This window comes from Novosphingobium sp. FSW06-99 (assembly GCF_001519065.1).
Classification (GTDB): domain Bacteria; phylum Pseudomonadota; class Alphaproteobacteria; order Sphingomonadales; family Sphingomonadaceae; genus Novosphingobium.
Map to the genome: position 1 here is coordinate 320893 of NZ_KQ954256.1, position 22212 is coordinate 343104.

Sequence of the window (22212 nt, forward strand, 5' to 3'; positions counted from 1 at the left end):
GGCAAGCCGTTCGACTTGGCGCGCATTGCCGTGTAAGGCCGCGCGCGGGGGAGAGGCATGATCGAGACGACCAGCACACCAGCCATCGGCACGCTGTCGCGATGGACGCGCGCGGCGCTGTTGACGTTTTACCGCCGCCAGGGCTGGCGCGCGGTGGGCACGCCGCCGCCGGGCGGGCGCTATGTGATCATTGCCGCGCCGCACACGTCGAACTGGGATTTCGTCTATTTCCTGGGGCTGGCGGGCGAACTTGGGCTCGATCTGCATTTCATGGCCAAGGACAGCCTGTTCCGCTGGCCGATCGGCGGCTTCATGCGCGACATGGGGGGTATTGCGGTCAACCGGTCGGGCCGTCACGACATGGTGGCGGCGATGATCGCCGAATTCGCACGGCGCGACCGCTTTGCGCTGACCATCGCGCCCGAAGGCACGCGCAGCAAAGTCGGCACCTGGCGGACCGGGTTCTACCATATCGCGCTCGGCGCCGGGGTGCCGATGGTGATCGGCATGATGGACTATGCCAGACGCACCGGCGGCCTGGGCCCGGCGATCATGCCCACCGGCGATTACGCCGCCGACATGAAACTGGTGGTCGAGGCCTATCGCGATGTCACCCCGCGCCATCCCGAGCGCGCGACCCGCGATTTCGGCACGCTCAGGTCGGCGGATTGAGGCGGTATTCCTCGACCGGGCGGCCTTCGCCCAGGTGTTCGACGATGATCCGTTCGAGCACCTCCGGGGTACACGAATGGTACCAGACGCCGTCAGGATAGACCACCGCGACCGGCCCGGCGACACAGACGCGCAGGCACCCGGCCTTGTTGCGCAACACACCCGCCGATCCGCCCAGCCCTAGCTCGCCCAGCCGCCGTTTCAGATAGGACCAGCTTTGCTGGCCCTGCTTGCGCGGCGCACACTTGTCCTTTTCGGGATCGACGCACAGGAAAATGTGCCGCTGCGTCGTGAAACCGCCCAGTTTGGCCAGCGCGCTTTCGGCCTCGGCAACGCGATCGGCCTTTGCCATCATGCCTTTTTTCGCACGATCCGGGCGATTTCGGCCGCTACCAGCCGGTCGACCAGCGGCGGCAAGTGCTGATCGAGCCATTCGGCCAGCATCGGACGCAACATTTCGCGCACCAGACTTTCAAGCGAGGTTTCGCCCGAACGCACGATCTGCGGCTGCACACCAGGGGCCGACAGCATCGCCAGCGCGGCCAGCGAATCGTGCATCGTCGACACCGTGGTTTCGCTCAGCAGCGGGCTGTCGGCGCCGGTGTCGGCCACCGGTTCGGCACCCAGCACTTGCGCGGCCACCTCGCTCAGGTCGAGCACGTCGAAACGGTCGCGCAACGCGGCATCGGCACCGGCGGAATGGGCATTGGCGGATTGGGTATTGGCGGCTGGGTCGCGCCGCGCGGTTTCCACGCGGTTGTCGCGCGCGATCACTTTCTTGATCGACGCAAGAATCTCTTCAACTGAGGGTTCACCCGCCTGGCGCATGCTCATTCTATCCCCGAACCGCAAAGACCGCCGCAGCTAACGCCGAATCGACCGCCCCATCAAGCCTTTGTCACGGCGCATTATCACGGAAGCGCGCGCTGCGGAACCGTGGCGTCCTGTGCCGGGGTGGTGTCGGTCGGGGTCGACTGACGAACCGGAGCGGGATCGCGGTGCCAGTCGTTGGCATCGCCCGCATCGCGATCATAATGCGTCTGCGGGTCATAGAGCGCGGCGCCCAGGTCTTCATCGAGCGCCAGATCCCTGGCCTGCGCCTTGCCCATCGCGGCCAGCAGGTTGAAGCCTGCGACATAGGCGTTGCGCTGCGCGGTCACCAGGTTGACCTCGGCGTTGACCAGTTCCTGTTCGGCATCGAGGATGTTGAGAATGGTGCGGTTGCCCACGGTGTTTTCCGCGCGCACGCCTTCCAGGCTCAGTTTCGCCGCGGCAACCGCGGTTTCATTCAGCCCGATCGAATCGTTGGCCGCCCGCCACGCGGCAAAGTCGGCGCGCACGGTGGCGATCACTTCGCGTTCGACCGAAATCTCGTGCTCGTCGGCGGCGCCTTCGTTGGCCTGGGCCTGGCGAATCTGCGCGCTGGGCAAGCCACCCTGATAGAGCGGGATGGTCGCCTGCAATCCGATCTGCGCAGTGCCGGTGTGCGGCAACGTGCCCAGTTCGACCGCCTGCGCGGGCAGGGTGCCCAGATAGTTGGTATAGGCGGTCGATCCCACCATCGCCACTTTGGGCAGGCGCGAGGCATCGGCGGTCTTCACGTCATAGCCCGCCGCCTTGGTCGCCAGCCGGGCCGCGACCAGATCGGGATTGGTGTCGAGCGCGAATTCCACCGCTTCATCGGGCGCCTTGGGCAAGCCGATCAGCGGCGGCGGGGTTTCGAGCGCGCCGGGGGCATGACCGACCTCCTGAATATAATGTTCGCGCGCGGCGATCAGGTTGGATTCGGCGGTGCGCAGCGTGGCGCGCCCTTGCGCCAGCCGCGAATTCGACTGCGCCACGTCGGTGCGGGTGACATCGCCGATTTCAAACCGGTCGCTGGTCGCCTTCAGGTTGACTTCGAGCACTTGCACGTTGTTGCGGTTGAGCGCGACAATCGCGGTGTTGAGCGTGACATCGAGATAGGCCGCGACGACCTGTGAAAACACGCTGATCTCGGTGCTGCGCAGCGTGGCCTGGCCCTGCTTGACGCGCACTTTGGCCGCATCGATCGCGCTGCGCACGCCGCCACCCGAATAGAGCGGCACGTTTACCGAAGTGTTCGCCTGGAACGTGTCGGTGGGATAGAAATCATAGGCACCATAGGCCAGCTTTTCGAGGGTCTTGGTATAGCTTACCGAACCTTGCAGGCTGGGCAGCCCGGCCGCACGCGCGATCGGCACGTTTTCATCGGTGCCGCGCTGGGTGGCGCGCGCCGAGGCCAGGTCGGGGTTGTTCTTGTAGGCGGCGACCAGCGCCTCGCGCAGTGTTTCGGCCTGCGCCCATCCCGGCGCCGCGATGATTGCCACACCGATCAACCACCGCGCCCATTGCCCCCCCCGGCGTGGCATTGCGTTTAGAAACTCCAGCTTTTCTTAGCCGCAAATTCGGGCAGCGGGGCAAAGTCGGCCTCACCCAGGCGGGTGAACACCAGTTCGCCGGCCGCACGACGACCGATTGCCAGCCGCGCCACGCCGCGTTCGATCAGGCCCGTCACCACCCGGCCCTGATCGGCCAGCACGGCGGCAAGCCCGGCGGGCGCGACTTCGATCGCGCCATCGATCAGCACCAGCGAATAGGGTGCCGCCGCCGTCCAGTCGCCGTCGGGCGCGGCTACGGTTACCCGCGCGGCCAATTGCGCGGCGAGCGCGCCGAGATAGGTCCCGGGCTTGCCGATCACCAGTACGTGGTCGTCGGCGACCGGCACTGCGGCGGTCAGCATCTGCCCATGCGTCAACGCCGGGGCGAGCACTGTACCATCGCCCAGCGGCACGGCGCGGTCGATATAGGCAATCGCGCGGGCCGCATCGGGCACGTAATCTTCGCGCGGCAATGCGGCAAATGCGGTCAGGATGGCCGGATCGTTCACCCCGCTGACTCGCAACTGGCTGTCGATCATCGCGCGGCGTGCCGCATCAAACCCCACGCGGTCTTGCACCAAGGTCATGAATTCCCTCGTTAGCTGATGTCCGGACGCACTGGCGCCGCACAAGACTTGTTGCCAAAGCCCTAGATTATCATGCGACGCGCGCCAAGTTATTTGCATGTCGTCCGTCGAGGCGTAAGGGCGTTCGTCGAGTGCCCGTGCCACAGCAAAGGTGACAAGACACATGGCCAACATGGTGACCATCCGCGAAGCAGACCTGATCGACAGTGTCGCCGACGCGTTGCAGTACATCAGCTATTTCCACCCGATGGACTATATCCGCGCCCTGGGTCAGGCCTATGAGGCCGAACAGGGCCCCGCCGCGCGCGATGCCATCGCGCAGATCCTGACCAACAGCCGGATGTGCGCCGAAGGCCACCGCCCGATCTGCCAGGACACCGGCATCGTCAACGTGTTCATCAAATGGGGGCAGAACTGCCGGCTGGAAAGCGACCAGAGCCTGCAGGACGTCGTCGATGAAGGCGTGCGCCGCGCCTATCTCAACCCCGACAACACGCTGCGCGCCTCGGTGCTGGCCGACCCGGCGTTCACCCGCCGCAACACCCGCGACAACACGCCGTGCGTGCTCCATGTCGAAATGGTCAAGGGCAGCAAAATCAGCGTCGATGTGGCGGCCAAGGGCGGCGGCAGCGAGAACAAGTCGAAGTTCAAGATGATGAACCCCAGCGATTCAATCGTCGACTGGGTGGTCGAAATGCTGCCGCAGATGGGCGCAGGCTGGTGCCCGCCGGGCATGCTGGGCATCGGCATCGGCGGCACTGCCGAACATTGCGTGCTGCTGGCCAAGCAGGCACTGATGGAACCGATCGACATGGCGCAGTTGAAGGCGCGCGGGCCGCAGACCGATATCGAGCGGCTGCGCATCGAGATCTTCGACAAAGTCAACGCGCTGGGCATCGGCGCGCAAGGGCTGGGCGGGCTGTCGACCATCCTCGACGTCAAGATCATGGATGCGCCGTGCCATGCCGCCGGCAAGCCGGTGGCGATGATCCCCAATTGCGCCGCCACCCGCCATGCGCATTTCACGCTCGACGGATCGGGGCCCAGTTATCTCGAAGCGCCCCGGCTCGACGAATGGCCGCAAGTGCACTGGGCGCCCGATGCGGCGGCCAAGCGCGTCAATCTCGACACGCTGACCGCGCAGGACGTGCAGGGCTGGAAACAGGGCGATCGCCTGTTGCTCAACGGCAAGATGCTGACCGGGCGCGATGCCGCGCACAAGCGGATCAAGGACATGCTGGCCAAGGGCGAACCACTGCCGGTCGATTTTGCCGGGCGCGTGATCTATTATGTCGGCCCGGTCGATCCGGTGCGCGACGAAGTGGTCGGTCCCGCCGGACCCACCACCGCCACGCGGATGGACGGGTTCATGGACATGATGCTCGATCTGGGCCTGCTCGCCAGCGTCGGCAAATCCGAACGCGGCGCGGCGGCCACCCAGTCGATCGCCAATCACAAGTCGGCCTATCTGATGGCAGTCGGCGGCGCGGCCTATCTGGTGTCGCGCGCGATCAAGCAGTCCAAAGTGGTCGCCTTTGCCGATCTGGGCATGGAGGCGATCTATGAATTCACCGTCGAGGACATGCCGGTGACCGTTGCGGTCGATTCCGAAGGCCAGAATGTCCACCAACTGGCCCCGCTGGTGTGGAAGAAAAAGATCGCCGCCGAGGGCCTGCTGCCGGTTTGAGCATCTGATTCAAAATTCGCGGAAGAGCGAATTTTGAAGGCCGCACCGGCCCGCTCCCCATTCGACCAACGACTGATGGGCCCCGATTGCCGCACTGGCGCAATCGGGGCCTTTCGTTCTAGACGTCAGGTGATGGCCAGCTTTTCGAATGATGTGTGCGTCCCTTCCGCCTGGCAGAGGATCGCATGAACGACGTACCCCACGTTCCCGCACGACAGGTGCTGGCATCGGCGGTTGCGCTGTGGCTGTGCTATTTCGTGCTGATCACGATGCGCGCGCTGGTGGTGGAACTGGGCGAATTCAGCGACATGCTGTGGCGGCGTGCGCTGGTCACGCTGGCCGGGATTGTCGTGACGATGCTGGCCTGGCCGCTGTTGCGCAAATTCGACGGGCGCGCCACGTCGGTGCGACTGGCGGCGGCGCTGGTGATCATGCTGCCCGCCGCGCTGGCGCTGGCGATAGTCAACCAGCAGGCGTTTGCCCCGGTCGAAGCGCAGATGATCGCCCGGCTGACCGACCAGACCCACGATCAGGCCCGCGACCAGACCCACAATCAGTCCATGCCGCCAATGCCCGTGCCGCCGGTACCCCCGCCACCAATGCCGGCATCGCCCGTACCCCCCGTACCCCCCGTCCCGCCCAGCCCCCCGCACACCAAACTGCGCATCGCCCATGATCCGTCGGGCAACATGCTGGTCGATCTTGATGATGATGACACCCCCGACACGGCCCCGTCGGCCAGCCCGGCGCGGCCAATCACGGTGATCCAGAATCCGGTCGAGCAGGAAGGGCTGTGGCGCCAGTTGACCGATGTGGCGCTGGGCCGTTATTTCCTGCTGATCGCCTGGGCGGCGCTCTATCTGGCGCTGGGCAATGCCGAAATGGTGCGCGCCGCCGAACGCCGCGAAGGCGAATATCGCCGTGCTGCCAAGGCCGCCGAATTGCGATCCCTGCGCTATCAGGTCAATCCGCATTTCCTGTTCAACACGCTCAATTCGCTGTCGGCGCTGGTGATGACCGGGCGCGCGGCGGCGGCCGAGCAGATGATCCAGACGATGTCGAGTTTCTACCGCCACAGCCTGGCCGCCGAACCCAGTGCCGAAGTGCCGCTGAACGATGAAATCGCGCTGCAGCGTCACTATCTGGAAATCGAGGCGGTGCGCTTTCCCGACCGCCTGAAGACGGTCTATCACGTGCCCGGCGATCTGGCCCATGCCCCGGTGCCGGGGATGATCCTGCAACCGCTGGTGGAAAATTCGATCAAATATGCGGTTGCCGCGACCACCCGCGCGGTGACCATCACGATCACCGCGCGCAGCCATGCCGGGCAACTGGTGCTGACCGTGGCCGACGACGGCCCGGGCAAGACCGGGCACGAAGCCGGCACCGGAATCGGCCTGGCCAATGTGCGCAGCCGTCTGGCCGCGCGCTATGGCGCGGACGCATCGTTGCACAGCGGGCCGTGCGCCGGCGGAGGCTATGCCACCACGCTGACGCTGCCGCTGCTGCCCCCCGACCATCATCACCAAGGCGGCCCGTTCGATGCATGATCTCCAACCCTTGCGCACATTGATTGTCGATGACGAACCGCTGGCGGTCGAACGCCTGCAGATCCTGGCCGCGCGCATCCCCGCGCTGCATGTTGTGGGCACTGCCAGCGACGGGGCGCAGGCGCTGCGGCTGGCCGAGGCGCTGGCGCCCGATCTGCTGTTGCTCGACATGACGATGCCCGAAATCGACGGGCTTGCGGTGGCGCGGCAACTGGCTGCAGGCGCCAGTCGTCCGGTGGTGATCTTTGTCACCGCGCACGACCAGTTCGCGGTAGAGGCGTTCGACTGCGATGCTGTCGATTATGTGCTCAAACCCGTTGCGCAGGATCGGCTGACCCGCGCGGTCGAACGCGCGCTGGCGCGGCGGACCAGCGACGCGCCTGCGGCACCCCCGGCCGAAGTGGAACCGGGCGACTGGCTGGAAGAATTCTGGGTGCCCCATCGCAGCGAGCTGATCCGGCTGGCCGCGGCCGACATCGACCGCATCGATGCCGAACGCGATTATGTGCGCTTGCACGTCACCGACCGGTCATACCTGATGCTGCACACCATTCAGGGGCTGGAAGACCGGCTCGATCCGGCGCGGTTCATCCGCCTGCACCGTTCGACGATCGTGCGCCGCGACCGCATCGCGGGGCTGCGGCACGACGGGCTGGGCGTATGGTCGGCGGAACTGGCCGATGGCAGCGCGCTGCGCATCGGCCGGACTTATCTGCCCCGCGCCAAGGCGATGGCCGGGCGCTGACCGTTATCTGTCCAGAACCACTTCGATCAATGTCGGGCGGGGCGTGGCAAACGACCGGGCCAGCGCGGCATCCCAATCGTCCGCCGTGTCAACGCGCACCGCGTCCACGCCTTGTGCCTGTGCCAGCCCGGCAAAATCGAGTCCGCCCAGATCGGTGCCCGGCACAATGCCCAGGCCGAACATCTCGGCAAAACTGTGCAGCGCCTGATAGCGCGCGTTGTTGAGCACGACAAAGCTGATCGGCAGATCGAGCCGGGCCGCGGTCCACAGTCCCTGGATCGCATACATCGACGATCCATCGCCCAGCAGCGCGATCACGCGCGTACCCGGGCGCCCCAGCGCGACACCGATCGCGGCGGGCAGGCCGTGGCCCAGTCCGCCCGAGGCCGTGGTGTAAAAGCTGTCGGGTGCGACCATCGGCAGGTGCGTCTGCATCGTCGCGCGGTGGCTGGGCGCTTCTTCGACCACCACGCTGCCCGGCGGGCGATGCGCCGCCAGCAGCGCCAGCGCCTGATCGGCGCGCAACCGGCCACCCGGCGCGGGCGGCACGATCCGGCGCAAGGGCGGCGCGGGCCGCACCGGCGCAGGTGCGCGCAACAGCGCATCGAGCGCGGGGCGCAGACTGGTGACGATGGCGGTACCGACCGGCAGGGCACTGGCGGCGGCAGGATCGTCGACCAGTTGCCACACACCGGCACCTGGCGGCACATGCGGCCCGGCACCCTCGGCGTGATAGGTGAACACCGGCGCGCCGAGCACCAGGATCAGGTCGTGCCCGTCGAGCGCGGCCACGATCGCTTCGCGGAAGGCGGGCAGGAACCCTTGAAACAGCCGATGGTTTTCGGGAAAGCCGTTGCGCGCCGCCATCGGCGCCACAAACACCGCGGCATTGTGCGCCTCGGCCAGCGAGACGGTCTGTGCCCAGGCATCATCGCGCGCCACGCCTGCGCCAACCACGATCGCCGGACGCCGGGCGGCGGCGAGCGCATCGGCCAGCGCATCGAGCAATGCGGCATCCCCGCCGATCTGCCGCGCCATCATGGTCACCGTGACGGGCGCACAGACCCGGTCCCAGTCATCGACCGGCACCGACACGAACACCGGGCCGCACGGCGGGGTCATCGCGATATGCCAGGCGCGCAGAATCGCCCCCGGCACATCTGCGGCGCGCGCGGGCTCGATCGCATATTTGACATAAGGGCGCGGGAATTCGGTGGCGCGTTCGGCAAACAGGAACGGATCGTGCGGCAGGATCGCGCGCGCCTGCTGGCCCGCTGTCACCACCAGCGGGGTCTGGTTGCGAAACGCGGTGAACAGGTTGCCCAGCCCGTGGCCAAGGCCCGCCGCCGAATGCAGATTGACCAGGGCGGCGCGACGGGTGGCCTGTGCATAGCCATCGGCCATGCCGATCACCACGGATTCCTGCAGCCCCAGCACATAGCGGAAATGCGCCGGAAAATCGCGAAACAGCGGCAATTCGGTCGATCCCGGATTGCCGAACACGGTGGTCATGCCCAGCGCATCGAGCAGCGCAACGGTGGCCTGGCGAACCGTGTGCGGCGCGGTCATCAGCGCGCCTGAAGCCTGAACCGCGCCAACAGCGCGAACGCCGCCAGCGACCCGCTGCCCATCACCATGGCCACCACCGGCAGGCCCAGCCCGCCCTTGAACAGATATCCCGCCAGGATCGGCGACAGTGCCCCGCCGAACCGCCCGATGCCCACCGCAAAGCCGGTGCCGGTCGCGCGCACATGGGTGGGAAAGCCGGCCGCAAAGCTGGCATAGAACCCGACGATCGCGGCATTGGCAAAGACCATGCCCAGCGATGCGGCCAGCGACCATACCAAAAGGCTCGACGCCTTGTCATGCAGGCCGAACGCGGCGATCCCCGCCGCCGATGCCAGCAGCGCGATCAGCGTCGGGCGCTTGATGCCAAAACGGTGCATGAACACCCCGAAACAGGCGCCGCCCAGCGCCCCGCCAAGATTGGCCGCCGTCAGCACGCCCGCCGCCTGGCTGGGCGAATGGCCCAGATCGGCGATGATCTTGGGCGCCCATTTCAGGATGAAATAGAAGCTGATGGCGTGAAAGAAGTACCCCAGCGTCAGCACGGCCGTCGTGCCGATCAGGCCGGGTTTGAGAATGTCGAGCACACTGGCGCGCGCGGCATCGGCGCTTTGCGGCGCCAGCCGGTCGAGCGTGGGCAAGCCAAACCGCGTCAAGGTACGATTGATCCTCGCCAGCGCCCCGGCCGGGCGGCGTTGGTCGAGAAACGCCGGGGTTTCGGGTACAAACAGCCAGACCAGCGGGATGAACACCGCGGTGGCCACCGCGCCCAGCATGAACACCGCGCGCCAGCTTTGCCCCTTGAGCACCTGACCGACGATCAGCCCGCCGATCACCCCGCCCAGCGGATAGCCGATGACCATGATCGCCATCGCCAGGCTGCGGTGGCGCAAATTGGACAGTTCCGCCGCAACCGCGTTGATGGCCGCCAGCATGCCGCCGATACCCAGCCCGGTGATCAGCCGCCATACCGACAGATTGAGCGGGCTGGTGGCGGTGGTGGCCATCACCATGCCCAGCGTCATCACGCACAGGCACAGCAGGATCGTGCGCCGCCGCCCGACCATGTCGGCCAGGCCGCCCAGCACGATCGAGCCGGCAACCATGCCCCACAATTCCATCGACAGCACCACGCCCAGCGCTTCGCGCCCGACATGCCATTGTGCCGCGATGCCCGGCGCGGCGAACGCGCTCGACAGGATATCGAACCCGTCGAGCGCGTTGAGGCCGATGGTGATACCCACCGCCACCCATTGCAACGGGTGCATGCGACCATGTTCGAGAATGCTGCGCGCCGTCGTCAAGGATCGTCCCCCGGGTCATTTTTTGTGATGATATATAGCAATGACATCAGGGCGCAATCAGCACTTTGCAATCATGGGTGCGGCGGCGCAGCGTCTCGAACCGCAACGGTGTATCGGCGAGCGTGATCGTGCCCGTCACCAGGAGGCGTGGTTCGGCAGCACCCGCATCCAGCGCATCGAGCGCCGCCTCGTATTCGCCGCGCGTGAAAAACGCCGAGGTGATCAGCCGCAGTTCCTTCGACAGCATGGCAAAGCTGTTGATCGTGTCGGGCCGCGTGCACAGACCCAGCAGCACGATCGTGCCGCGATTGCGCACCTGATCGACCGCTTGCGCGATCAGGCCGGGCACGCCCACGCATTCGAACACCACATCGGCCTTGCCGCCCAGTGCACGCTCTGCGGCGCCGACCGGGTCGGTGGGGTCCACGGCAAACCCGGTCGCCCCCATTGCCAGCGCGCGCGCCTGCTGGTGCGGGGCAATGTCCTGCACCACCACATGCGTTGCGCCGCGCCGCCGCGCCCAGAACGCTACGGCCAGCCCGATCGGCCCGGCCCCGAGCACCAGCACCCGGTCTCCCGGGCGCAATCCCGACAGGCTGACCCCATGCAACGCGACCGCCAGCGGTTCGATGATGGCGCCATCGGTCAGGCTGACCGAACAGGGCAGTTTGATGCACTGGTTGGGGCGGGTTACCGCAAATTCGGCATAGCCGCCGCCCTGCAGGCCGAACCCGGCGCACCAGGCGGGCTCTCCGGCCAGGCACGATGCGCACGTGCCGCACGATTGCAGCGGAATCACCGAAACCAGATCGCCGGTCGCCACGCCTTGGGTGCCGCGCCCCAGCGCCACCACTTCGCCCGCGAATTCATGCCCCAGCACGTCGCCCGCGCGTTTGCCGTAAGTCGCGTCTTCGGTCATGTGCAGGTCCGACCCGCAAATGCCGCAGCGCCCGACCCGGACCACCAGTTCGCCCGGACCCGGTGTCGGATCGGGCAGCGTGGCCATGGCCAGGGGCCGCCCCAGCCCCTGCATGACCACGGCCCTCATTGGGCCCGGCCCCTGCCGATCATGACTGTATCGCCTGTTCGGCGGCGATCATCTTGCGCAACTGGCGCCGCGCGCGGATACCCCCGCCATCGCCATCGAGCACCAGCGGACGCAAATCCCAAAAGTCCTGCCCGGCCATCAGCCGGTGCGCATCGCGGATCAGCGGCATGTCCTCGTGTTCAAAGGCATGTTCCAGCGCGCCGCGCATGGCATCGGAAAACGCCGCATCGCCCACCGCGAAATCGCGGCCCGTGGCCCACAGATAATGCGTGGTGTCGGCGGTTTGCGGGGTGAACGCGTGGAGCGAGGGCATGTTGCCCAACTGTTCGAACGGCGTGCCGGGCTCTCCGGTGCGGAAATCGAACGACAGCGTCGCAGGCGCATGCCACACCACATGACCGTCGAACGCTTGCTTGCGCCTGGTCGTACCCAGGATCGCGGAAATGCCGACCGACAGATAATCATCGGGCTGCGCATAGTGCGCGTGGACCGTGTCGCCCTCTTGCCAGAACCGCCGCGCGCCCTCGGTAAACGCGCTGGCGACCAGTGCAGGGTGCACGAAATTGGCATGGCTGAGATCGAGGATATTGTCGCTGTAGAGCTCGTAATGCCCCTCTGCACAGGTGGCGCCGCGCACCACGTCCCAGCGCGGATCGGCCAGCCAGGCGAAATCGGGGATCGTCGCCGGATCGGCATGCGCGGGATCGCCCATCCAGATCCACAGCAGCGCATGGCGTTCGACCAGCGGATAGGCGCGCACCGCCGCCTGCGGCACATTGCCGCCCGGATGCGGATTGAACACACAGGCGCCATCGCTGCCAAAGCGCAACCCGTGATAGGGGCATTGCAAGGCGCCATCGACCACCACGCCCGCCCCCAGCGGCGCAAAACGGTGCGGACAGCGCCCGCCGATGGCGGTGGCCACGCCCGAGCCATCGCGGAACAGCGCCACCGGCTCTTCCAGAAAGACTTGGGCCTGCGGCGCATCCCCCAGACCATCGGCCCAGCCCGCAACATACCAGGCATTGCGCAGATAGGTGCCGCGCGGGCCGTTCAGCTTTGGCATCGCGTCGCGCATGGCCGCCCCTGTCAGAGATAGAGCGCCGGGTTGATCGGCAGGCCGTGTTCGCGGCAATATGTCTCGTAATGGTTGATGAACCACCAGACATCGAGCGTTTCGACATGGTTCCCGTGTTCGTCGTAGAACTCGTTGGCGCCCTGCATGTGGAACAGCGCCTTCATCCCGCCCGGATCATCGGTTACCAGCGTATGCGCGGTGCCGGGGGTTTCGGTGATGAATTCGCCCGGTTTGCACACCCAGTCATATTCGAGATAGCGAAAGCTGCCTTCGAGCCCGATCGCCCAGACCCGGCCGCGATGCTTGTGCGTGCCGATCACCCCTGGGCCCTTGATCCACAGGATGTTGACATAGACATTGTCGCGCACGTCGAACGCCAGATGGCGGATCGCCGCGTTGTCGCCAAATGGCACCCACGGGCTGTCCGCCTCGCTGCCGCCGACATAGGTCCCTTCGACGCCCAGCCGCCTGATCGTGTCGCCATAGAGTTCGGGAACCGCGACAATCTTGTAAGCGCCCGAAGGCGGGGCCGTCATCGCCATGATTGGTGACCCTTCACAGATAGAGCTTGGGATTGAGCGGGACGCCGTGCGCCTTGCAGTGGGTTTCGTAGTGGTTGATGAACCACCACACGTCGGTGGTTTCGACGAAATTGGCATTTTCGTCGTAGAATTCGATCGGTCCCTGCATCCATCCAAACAGTTTGACGCCCTGCGGGTGGTCGGTGACCAGCGTGTGGCTTTCGCCCGGCACTTCGAGGATCAGCCCGCCTGGCGAGGCGACCCAGTCGTATTCGAGGTATTTCACGCTGCCTTCGAGGCAAACCATCATGATCGTGCCGCGATGCAGGTGCGTGCCGATCACGCCGGGTTCCCTGATCCACAGGATGTTGGAAAAGATCCCCTGCCGCACGTCGAACGCCAGATGCTTGATCGCCGCCTTGTCGCCGAACGGCACCCACGGGCTGTCGATATCCGACTGAGCGTCGATATAGCGCCCGCCGGGGCTCAGCCGCGCGACGATCTCTCGATGGGCAAACGGCACATCGACAATCGCGGCCTTTGAGGACGGGGGCGCGGTCATGGTGGTCATGGCTCAATTCCCGATGCTGAGTAGATGGAAAAAGAGCGGGGCATCGCTGCCCCGCCCGATGCCGTGCAGTGCGCCTAGAACCGCACCCCGACCCGCGCATACCATTCGGACGGGCGGTTGTAGGTGCCGGTGATCGCGCCTGCGGCCAGGTTTGAATCGCCGGTGATCAGATAGCGCTGGTTGGTCAGGTTGGTGCCACCCACGGTCAGATCCCAGATGCCGTCGGGCGCCTTATAGGTGATCGACCCGTTCACGATGTCGGTGCCCTGCCGCATGATCAGGTACGTGCCGAGCGAATCGTTCCACATGCTGGTGGTGTGGGTCCAATCGGCCAGCAGCACGATCTTGCCCTTGGGCAGCGCGATTTCGTAACGCGGCGACACGTTGATCTTCCAGTGCGGTGCCTTGGGCAGCGGAGCCCCGGCATAGACGCCCGCTTCATAGGGGTTCGATCCCGGCGCGATATAGGCCGAATTGCCGTTGCAGAATCCCTGGTACACCCCGCCCTGACCACAGACATACGTGTAATGCGCGTCGAGGTACGACAGCGACGACTGCACGGTAAACCCGCCGCCCGGCGCGATGGTGGTTTCCAGTTCGGCGCCGCGATTGATTGCCTTGCCCAGGTTGAACACGGTCGGCGAGGCACCGATCTGTTCGTTCAACTGGATGCCGTTGTACTGGGTGTCGAACAGTGCCGCGTTTACTTGCAGCTTGCGGTCGAGCAGGGTCGACTTGATGCCCAGTTCATAGGTCGTCGCATGTTCGGGCCCGAATTCGGGCGCGGCCAGCAGCGGGTTGGACAAACGCGTGGTCCAGCCGCCCGACTTGTACCCCTTTGACCAACTGAAATAGCCCATCACGTTTTGCGACGGGTGGATCTGGATCCCCAGCTTCGGACTGAAGTTGTTGAAATCCTGCGAATTCGGTGTGGCGGGGTAATAGTCGAGATATTGCGCCAGCGATCCCAGATTGGCGCCATAGGTGAACCCGGCGGAATTGTTGTTGTTGACCGGGAAGCAGGCGGTCGGCTCCATCGCGCACAATTGCGCCGCGCCGGCCGCGCTGGGGGTCAGATCGAACGGCAGCTTGTAGCTAAGACCGTTGTCATCGGCCTGGCCGCCGTAATAATTCTTGTGCTCGTGGGTATAGCGCGCACCGGCGGTGACGCTGATCAGATCGTTGAACTTGTAATCGAGCTGCGAATAGGCGGCCAGCGCGTCGGTGTTGATCCGGCCCGGACCATCGACTTGCAAGATGCCGTCGTCAAAGTTGACATAGTCGTGCAAGTTGCCGGTTTCGTTGAAAAAATAGGCCCCGAACACATAGTTCAGCTTGTCGTTGATGGCCTTGCCGGTCAATTGCAGTTCCTGGCTCCACTGGTGCTGATCCACCGTGAAATCGACCATCAGGATGTTGAGCGGCGATCCGTCCTGGTTGGTCCCGGCGTTGAGATCGACCTTGCGGAACGAGGTGATCGATTTCAGCGTGGCCGACCCGATCGGCTGTTCCAGCGTCAGCCCGACGCCCCACTGCGACACTTGCGAATAGTTCTGCCCGGTGGCGTACGTGGTGTCCTTGTTGCCGGTGATGAACTGGTTGCCATATGTCTGATAGCCGTTGGCCCCCTGCCCGGCGAGCCCAGGCAGCGTGTTGTACCCGTTCACCCCGCCGCGCGGGCCGCACACCCCCGCCAGCGCAGTCTGCGCCAGCACCGAGGCCGGCAGCGAGATACAGGTGTTGTAGATCGACAGCAGACTGGCGTTGTAGACACCGGCATAGGCGGGCGTCGAGGTGTTGTTGACCGTGCCGAGCAGCGTACTGGCAGTCGATTCCTGGTTCACATGGGTATAGTCGAATTCGACCACCGCCTTGAAGCCGTTGACCCCGGTATATTTCAGCTTGGCGCGCATGTTCCAGGTGTTGTCGCCGCCAAACCGGCCATCGCCACCGTTGTGCCCGGCCCCGGCAAAGCTGGTGAAGCTGTCGGTGGTATATTGGCCGGGATAGGGGATCTGGTACTGATAGCCTTCGCGGTTGAGGATCCCGAACGAAATCGACGAGGTCAGATTGTCGGCCAGCGGCACGTCCATCGTCGCACGCGCCTGCATGCGGTTGTAGCTGCCGGTAGTGAAATCGCCGATGAAGCGATATTTGTCGCCCGGATCGTGGGTGACGATGGAAATCGCGCCGCCGATGGTGTTGCGGCCAAACAGCGTGCCTTGCGGGCCTTTCAGCACTTCGATGCGGTCAACGTCGAGCAGATCCTGGTTCGCCCCGACCGACCGGCCCAGATAGACGCCATCGACATAGACGCCGACCGCCGAATCGATGTTGAACGCAAAATCCGCCGCGCCGACCCCGCGAATCGAGGCGCCGAGCACCGCCGATGATCCCGAAAACGGCGTCGAGGCATCGAGCGTGACATTGGGCGACAGGCCCGACAGCGCCGACACGTCGCCGACCGCGCGTTCCTTCAGCGCGTTGGCGGTAAAGGCGCTGATTGCGATCGGCACGTTCTGCACGTTTTCCGACCGCTTTTGCGCGGTTACCACGATTTCCTGAATGCCACCCTCGGTGGGGGGCGTGGTGGCCGGTTTGGATTGTGCATGGGCTGTGCCGGTCATCAGCACGCCAAGCGCAACGCCCGCAAGAATCCCCGATGGTCGATTCATGTCGCAACTCTCCCTGTTCACCGGCGCAAACTTCCCGCTGCGCTCGATGCGTGTCGAACATTTGTATGTTTCACTCACATATTTGTATGCGAGGCAAACGAAGTCAACTGCGAAAATTCCGGGGCGGGTGGTCGCCTGCCAGGTGTGGCGCGTCTGCCTGCGCGCAAGGGATTGCGTCCGATGGACGGTCGTTCCCGTGTCCCCTTCCCCAATGAGTCTTGTTTGTACGCGAAACAAACAGAATTGCGCCGCGTCGGCAAGCGCAATCGTCGGGCGCGTTTTTGCTTGCACTCGGGGGCGATGGCCTGCACTTTGTATGCAACAAATACAAAAAGCGGTTGGCCGGGAGAGCTGCCATGAACGAGAAACCCAGTGTCCTGCTGGTAATCACCCAGGACACCAAGCAGGACGAGGCGCGCTTTGTCCGCCAGACGCTCGAATCGGCCGGGGTCGAGGTGGTGCATCTCGACCCCAGCGTGCGGCGCAGCGTCGGCGGCGCGGAGATTTCGCCCGAACAGGTGGCCGAGGCTGCCGGTCATACCATCGAAGCGGTGCGCGCGCTGGGCCATGAAGGCAAATGCCAGGCGGTGATGATCGAGGGATCGATCAAGGCCGCCCATGCCTGGCACGCGGCACGCCCGGTGTCGGGCGTGCTGGCGGTGGGCGGGTCGATGGGCACCGCGCTGGCCGGGGCGCTGATGCAATCGCTGCCTTATGGCCTGCCCAAACTGATCATCTCGACCATGGCATCGGGTTTCACCGCGCCCTATGTCGGGGTGAAGGATATCGCCATGCTGAACGCGGTGACCGACATCGCCGGGATCAATTCGATCAGCCGCGAGGTGTTCCGCAACGGTGCGCTGGCGGTGGCCGGCATGGCCAAAGGCTATGACCCGGCGCGCACTGCGGACAAGCCGCTGGTGCTGATGACCACGCTCGGCACCACCGAACAGGGCACTCGCCGCATCCGTCAGGCGCTCGAAGCCGATGGCGCCGAAGTGATGGTGTTCCATTCCTCGGGCGCGGGCGGCGCCACGCTCGACAGCATTGCCGCCGAGCGCGATGTGGCGCTGGTGCTCGATCTGTCGGTGACCGAGATCATCGATCATCTCAACCATGGTCTGGCCGATGGCGGGCCCGATCGCGGCAAGGCGGGCATGGCCAGGGGTGTGCCGACGATCTGGGCGCCGGGCAACGCCGATTTCATCATCGCCGGACCGATCGAGGCGGCGCGCGCGCAGTTTCCCGACACCCGCTATCACCAGCACAACCCGCAATTGACCGCGGTGCGCACGCGCCTGCCCGAATTGCAGGTGCTGGCCGACCATCTGTCTGCACTGGTGGCCGACGCGCGCGGCCCGGTCGAAGTGTTCACCCCGCTGCACGGGTTTTCCAGCCATGACAGCCCCACCGGGCATATCCAGGACACCAGCCTGCCCGGCCCGTTTGCCGAATATCTCAAACAGATGATGCCAGCACATGTGCCGGTGACGGCGGTCGACGCGCATTTCAACGACGCGGCGTTCGCCGACGCCATCATCGCCGCCGCCCGCCGGATGATCGCCGCATGAGCACGCCCGATCTGCCGCTGTCGCCCGAGGATGTCGCCGAAATCGCGGCGATTCTTGATGGCACCGCCTATCAGCGGCTCGATGTCACCACCGCCCGCTTTCGCCTGCGCGTGGCGCGCGACGGCGATGGCTTTACGCAGGAGTGGACCTTTGGCGAGGATGCGGCGCCCGCCGCAACGGTCGAAGCCGTAGCGACCGCCGACACCGGGCCGGGCATCCGCGCCCCGCTGCCCGGCACATTCTATCGCGCCCCGGCGCCAGGCGCGCCGCCGTTTGTCGAACCGGGCGCAACCGTCGGTCCCGACACAGTTGTCGGCATCATCGAGACGATGAAGCTGATGAACCCGGTCCACGCGGGCGCCCACGGGACAATCGCCGAAGTGCTGGTCGACAATGCCACGATGGTGGCCAAAGGCACCGTGCTGATGCGGTTGGACGATACTGCACCATGATCCGGCGGCTGTTCATTGCCAACCGGGGCGAAATCGCGCTGCGCATCATCCGCACCGCGCGCGCGATGGGGCTGGTCAGCGTGCTGGGCGTGTCGGAGGCCGATCGCCACAGCCTGCCCGCGCTGAGCGCGGACGAAGTGGTGGTGATCGGCCCCGCGCCATCGGCGCAATCCTATCTCGATGTCGCCGCGGTGGTCGCGGCGGCCCGCGCGGGGCGCGCCGATGCGGTGCACCCCGGCTATGGCTTTCTGTCGGAAAACGCCGCCTTTGCCCAGGCCGTGGCGGCGGCGGGGATGATCTTTGTCGGGCCCGATCTGGCCAGCCTGACCGCGATGGGCGACAAGCTGATGGCCCGCACGGTGGGCATTGCGGCAGGGCTGCCGGTGGTGCCGGGCGGCGAGGCGGCAGACAAGGCGGCGGCGCGCGCGCAGGCGGCGCACACCGGCTATCCCTTGTTGTTGAAGGCGGTGTCGGGCGGCGGCGGGCGCGGGATGAAGCGGGTCGATGCGCCCGACCAGCTCGACGCGCAGATCGATATGGCGATGGCCGAGGCACAGGCCGCGTTTGGCGATCCACGCGTCTATGTCGAACGCTTCATCGCGCGCGGTCGGCATGTCGAAGTGCAAGTGCTGGGCGACGGGCACGAGGCGATCCACCTGGGCACGCGCGACTGTTCGATCCAGCGCCGGTTCCAGAAACTGGTCGAAGAGGCCCCGGCGCCCGCGATCCCCGCCGACAAGCGCGCCGCGATCGAGGTGGCGGCGGTCAACCTGGCGCGCCACTTGCGGTATCGAGGCGCGGGCACGGTCGAATTTCTGGTCGATGCCGAAACGTTTGATTTCTACTTTCTGGAAATGAACGCACGCATCCAGGTCGAACATCCGGTGACCGAGGCGATCACCGGGGTCGATCTGATCGAACAGCAGATACTGATCGCCGGCGGTGCGCGGCTGTCGCTGCGGCAGGGCGATATCCGGCCACTGGGCCACGCGATCGAAGTGCGTATCAACGCCGAAGACTGGCGCGCCGATTTCCGCCCCTCGCCGGGCCGGGTGACCCGCGCGGCCTGGCCCGCCGGGTCGGGCATCCGCATCGACACCCATATCGCCAGCGGGGGCGAAGTGCCGCCTTATTACGATTCGCTGATCGGCAAGCTGATTGTTGCCGCCCCCACCCGCGCGCAGGCCGTCGCGCTGCTGGCGCGCGCGCTCGACCACCTGACCATCGAGGGGGTCGATACCACGCGCGATCTGCACCGCGCGATTGTCGCCGACCCCCGGTTTGTCACCGGCGGCGTCGATACGCGGTTCTTTGAAGGTCTGGCCGCATGACCATCCAGCTTGTCGATGTAACCATGCGCGACGGCAACCAGTCGCTGTGGGGGGCGACCGGGCTCAACACCGCGCATATGCTGCAGGCCGCCGCGCTGACCGAGCGGGCCGGGTTTCGCGCGGTCGATTTCACCTCGTCCAGCCATATGGCGGTGGCTGTACGCTATTTCCGCAACAACCCGTGGGAACGCATCCGGCGCATGCGCGCGGCGATGCCGACCACGCCGCTGCAACTGATCACCACCGGCTTGCGCTTCATCGCCTGGCAACAGGCCGATCCCGAATTCATGCGGCTGGTCTATCGCTGTTTGCAGGATTGCGGCATCCGGCGGTTTGTCGTGCTCGATCCGATGCACGAAGTGCCCGCCGTGATCGCGGCTGCGCGGATCATCAAGCAGGAGGGCGAGGCCGAAGTGATGGCCGCGCTGACTTTCACGCTGTCCGATGTGCACGACGATGCGTTCTATGCCGGATTTGCCCGCGCCCTGATGGCCAGCCCCGACATCGACCTGTTCTATATCAAGGACCCCAGCGGGCTGCTGTCGGTCGATCGCGTGCGCACGCTGGCCCCGGCGGTCAGGGCGGCAATTGGCAATCGTCCGCTCGAAATCCACGCGCACAACACGCTGGGGCTGGGCGAACTGTCTTCGCTGGAGGCGGCGAAGCTGGGCATTTCGGCAATCCATGTCGGCATCGGGCCGGGCGGCGACGGGTCTTCGCTGCCCGAGGCAGAGCGGATGGTGGCCAACCTGATCGAGGCAGGGCACGAGGTGGCGATCGACCGTGCGACTTTGCGCCAGTTGTCCGCCTATTGGTCGCGCCTGGCCTTTGCCGAAGGTCTGCCGCCCGGCACCCCGCAGGCGTTCGACGCCAGTTTCCTGCGCCACCAGATCGCGGGCGGGGTGATGACCACCACCCGGCGCCAGTTGGAGGAACTGGGCATGGGCGACCGGCTGGCGGCGGTGATTGCCGAAACCGAACAAGTGCGCGCCGAACTCGGCCATCCGATCATGGTCACCCCGTTTCCGCAGATGGTGATGAGCCAGGCGCTGTTCAACGTGATCGGCGATCGCCGCTATGCCCAGGTCAGCGATCAGGTGATCCGCTATGTGATGGGCAAGTTCGGCAAGCCGACGCGCCCGGTCGATCGCGCGGTGGAGGCAGCCATTCTCGATCGCCCGCGCGCGCGTGAACTGGCCAACGAGGGCGATTTTCCGGCGCTGGGCGATCTGCGCAAGACATTCGGCCACCACATGCCCGACGAGGAATTCCTGTTGCGCGCGGTGATGCCCGGCGATCAGGTCGATGCCATGTTGGCCGCCGGGCGCAGCCGCGCGACATACACGCCCGAAGCCGCGCCCTTGTTCAAACTGCTGCGCGAACTCGCCGCGCGCCCGGCAGCGCGCGATATCGTGATCGATCGCCCCGGCCTGCGCATCGCCCTTCATGCCGGAGCCTCGCTGTGACCCCCGACATCGCCGACCGCGTGCGCCAGGCCAGCGGCTTCATTTTCGACATGGACGGCACGATCGCGCTGGGCGATGCGGCCAGCGGCGGCCATCGCGCGCTGCCCGGCGCGATCGAACTGCTGGCGGCGATCAAGGCACGCGGCATTCCGCTGTGCGTGTTCACCAACGGCACCGCCAAGCCGCCCGCCGCCTATGCCCGGTCGCTGCGATCGGCCGGGTTCGACCTGGCCGATGGAGAGATGATGACGCCGTCGTCATCGGCAGCGGCATGGTTCGTGAAGCGGGGCATCCGCCGCGTACGCGTGCTGGGCAATGCCGGAGTGGCCGCGCCACTGCGCGAGGCGGGGATCACCTGCATCGGCCCCGCCGAACGCGCCAGCGAGGTGGAGGCGGTCTATACCGGCTGGTTCCGCGAATTCACCTTTCCCGATCTCGAAGCGGCGTGCCAGTCGGTGTGGGACGGTGCGCTGGTCACCACCGCCAGCCACGTGCCGTTTTTCGCCACCGCGCATGGCCGCGCGATCGGCGCCAGCTTTGCGATCAACGCGATGATCGCCGCGATGACCGGCAAGCGCGCCAAAGTGCTGGGCAAACCCTCGCGCACCGCGTTCGACACCGCCGCCGACGCGATGGGCATCGCCCGCGCCGACCGGGGCCGGATCGTGATCGTCGGCGATGACCCCGCGCTGGAAATGCGCATGGCCCGCACCGTGGGCGCCACCGGCATCGGCATGACCACCGGCATCATGAAGCCCGCCGCCCTCGCCACCCTGAAACCCGCCGAGCGCCCGCATGCGATCATCGAAACGCTGCGGGCACTGCATGACCTGATCTAGCCAACATTGCCCCTTTTCGATCCTCCCCGGCACGGGGAGGGGGACCGCCCGAAGGGTGGTGGAGGGGCTTCGCGGCTGGGTAAAACATTGAAAATAAGCGCCATAACCCCCGGCACCATGGTCCATCTTCGCGACGTTGCGCAATCCGGC

At 65.9% G+C, this 22212-nt stretch carries 20 protein-coding genes; 9 read left to right on the plus strand and 11 right to left on the minus strand.

What is annotated here, in order from left to right; genetic code table 11:
• The first annotated feature begins 57 nt into the window (after positions 1–57).
• On the plus strand, positions 58–672 hold the full coding sequence (locus AQZ49_RS12265; protein ID WP_067615948.1) for a lysophospholipid acyltransferase family protein: 615 nt from the start codon (positions 58–60) through the stop codon (positions 670–672).
• Here AQZ49_RS12265 and AQZ49_RS12270 read toward each other — a convergent pair.
• The 4 genes from AQZ49_RS12270 to AQZ49_RS12285 form a co-directional block, all read right to left on the minus strand.
• The gene (locus tag AQZ49_RS12270; protein ID WP_067615950.1) at positions 656–1024 is read right to left on the minus strand and encodes a (2Fe-2S) ferredoxin domain-containing protein; all 369 of its coding nucleotides are present in this window, start codon (positions 1022–1024) and stop codon (positions 656–658) included. The two genes, AQZ49_RS12265 and AQZ49_RS12270, sit on opposite strands and share 17 nt — an antisense overlap.
• Positions 1024–1500: a DUF2497 domain-containing protein gene (locus AQZ49_RS12275; RefSeq protein WP_067616129.1), complete on the minus strand. Its 477-nt coding sequence runs from the start codon at positions 1498–1500 to the stop codon at positions 1024–1026. Before AQZ49_RS12275 ends, AQZ49_RS12270 begins: the two co-directional genes overlap by 1 nt.
• Positions 1501–1583: 83 nt before the next feature.
• Entirely contained in the window at positions 1584–3062 is a 1479-nt protein-coding gene (locus AQZ49_RS12280) for a TolC family outer membrane protein (protein ID WP_067615953.1), read from the minus strand.
• A gap of 5 nt (positions 3063–3067) precedes the next feature.
• Positions 3068–3658 (minus strand): protein-L-isoaspartate O-methyltransferase family protein, encoded by a 591-nt coding sequence (locus AQZ49_RS12285; RefSeq protein WP_067615955.1) that lies wholly within the window; start codon positions 3656–3658, stop codon positions 3068–3070.
• Between the two features lie 163 nt (positions 3659–3821).
• On the opposite strand from AQZ49_RS12285, the gene AQZ49_RS12290 reads away from it, so the two are divergent.
• From AQZ49_RS12290 to AQZ49_RS12300, 3 genes are all read left to right on the plus strand, one after another.
• Positions 3822–5345 carry a fumarate hydratase gene (locus AQZ49_RS12290; RefSeq protein WP_197411023.1) on the plus strand — a complete coding sequence of 508 codons (1524 nt, stop codon included), beginning with the start codon at positions 3822–3824 and terminating at the stop codon, positions 5343–5345.
• A gap of 185 nt (positions 5346–5530) precedes the next feature.
• A complete protein-coding gene (locus AQZ49_RS12295) occupies positions 5531–6895 on the plus strand; it encodes a sensor histidine kinase (RefSeq protein WP_067615957.1) in 1365 nt (454 codons plus the stop codon).
• Positions 6888–7640 (plus strand): LytR/AlgR family response regulator transcription factor, encoded by a 753-nt coding sequence (locus tag AQZ49_RS12300; RefSeq protein ID WP_067615959.1) that lies wholly within the window; start codon positions 6888–6890, stop codon positions 7638–7640. The genes AQZ49_RS12295 and AQZ49_RS12300 overlap by 8 nt, the downstream gene beginning before the upstream one ends.
• A gap of 3 nt (positions 7641–7643) precedes the next feature.
• Here the strand turns inward: AQZ49_RS12300 and mdlC are convergent, their stop codons facing one another.
• The 7 genes from mdlC to AQZ49_RS12335 all read right to left on the minus strand — a co-directional run bounded on the left by mdlC (position 7644) and on the right by AQZ49_RS12335 (position 16403).
• Positions 7644–9209 carry a benzoylformate decarboxylase gene (gene mdlC / locus AQZ49_RS12305; protein ID WP_067615961.1) on the minus strand — a complete coding sequence of 522 codons (1566 nt, stop codon included), beginning with the start codon at positions 9207–9209 and terminating at the stop codon, positions 7644–7646.
• Positions 9209–10510 carry an MFS transporter gene (locus AQZ49_RS12310; RefSeq protein WP_369819122.1) on the minus strand — a complete coding sequence of 434 codons (1302 nt, stop codon included), beginning with the start codon at positions 10508–10510 and terminating at the stop codon, positions 9209–9211. The genes mdlC and AQZ49_RS12310 overlap by 1 nt, the downstream gene beginning before the upstream one ends.
• A gap of 46 nt (positions 10511–10556) precedes the next feature.
• Positions 10557–11558 (minus strand): alcohol dehydrogenase catalytic domain-containing protein, encoded by a 1002-nt coding sequence (locus tag AQZ49_RS12315; protein ID WP_067615965.1) that lies wholly within the window; start codon positions 11556–11558, stop codon positions 10557–10559.
• Positions 11559–11577: 19 nt separating this feature from the next.
• Positions 11578–12636 (minus strand): aromatic ring-hydroxylating oxygenase subunit alpha, encoded by a 1059-nt coding sequence (locus AQZ49_RS12320; RefSeq protein WP_067615967.1) that lies wholly within the window; start codon positions 12634–12636, stop codon positions 11578–11580.
• 11 nt (positions 12637–12647) lie between these two features.
• Complete coding sequence (locus tag AQZ49_RS12325; RefSeq protein ID WP_067615970.1) at positions 12648–13178, minus strand: 2,4'-dihydroxyacetophenone dioxygenase family protein; 531 nt, start codon at positions 13176–13178, stop codon at positions 12648–12650.
• A 13-nt stretch (positions 13179–13191) separates the two neighbouring features.
• Entirely contained in the window at positions 13192–13728 is a 537-nt protein-coding gene (locus tag AQZ49_RS12330; protein WP_067615971.1) for a 2,4'-dihydroxyacetophenone dioxygenase family protein, read from the minus strand.
• A gap of 74 nt (positions 13729–13802) precedes the next feature.
• Complete coding sequence (locus AQZ49_RS12335; RefSeq protein ID WP_067615973.1) at positions 13803–16403, minus strand: TonB-dependent receptor; 2601 nt, start codon at positions 16401–16403, stop codon at positions 13803–13805.
• 356 nt (positions 16404–16759) lie between these two features.
• Here AQZ49_RS12335 and AQZ49_RS12340 point away from each other — a divergent pair, with 356 nt between their 5' ends.
• Genes AQZ49_RS12340 through AQZ49_RS12360 form a run of 5 tightly spaced genes read left to right on the plus strand, consistent with a single transcriptional unit; the run spans position 16760 to position 22062 of the window.
• Positions 16760–17974: a Tm-1-like ATP-binding domain-containing protein gene (locus AQZ49_RS12340; RefSeq protein WP_067615975.1), complete on the plus strand. Its 1215-nt coding sequence runs from the start codon at positions 16760–16762 to the stop codon at positions 17972–17974.
• The gene (locus tag AQZ49_RS12345) at positions 17971–18426 is read left to right on the plus strand and encodes an acetyl-CoA carboxylase biotin carboxyl carrier protein (RefSeq protein ID WP_067615977.1); all 456 of its coding nucleotides are present in this window, start codon (positions 17971–17973) and stop codon (positions 18424–18426) included. The genes AQZ49_RS12340 and AQZ49_RS12345 overlap by 4 nt, the downstream gene beginning before the upstream one ends.
• The gene (locus AQZ49_RS12350; protein ID WP_067615979.1) at positions 18423–19757 is read left to right on the plus strand and encodes an acetyl-CoA carboxylase biotin carboxylase subunit; all 1335 of its coding nucleotides are present in this window, start codon (positions 18423–18425) and stop codon (positions 19755–19757) included. Before AQZ49_RS12345 ends, AQZ49_RS12350 begins: the two co-directional genes overlap by 4 nt.
• Positions 19754–21223, plus strand: coding sequence for a biotin carboxyl carrier protein (locus tag AQZ49_RS12355; RefSeq protein WP_067615981.1), 1470 nt, complete (start codon positions 19754–19756; stop codon positions 21221–21223). Before AQZ49_RS12350 ends, AQZ49_RS12355 begins: the two co-directional genes overlap by 4 nt.
• Positions 21220–22062 (plus strand): HAD-IIA family hydrolase, encoded by an 843-nt coding sequence (locus tag AQZ49_RS12360; RefSeq protein ID WP_231739210.1) that lies wholly within the window; start codon positions 21220–21222, stop codon positions 22060–22062. The genes AQZ49_RS12355 and AQZ49_RS12360 overlap by 4 nt, the downstream gene beginning before the upstream one ends.
• The last annotated feature ends 150 nt before the right edge of the window (positions 22063–22212 follow it).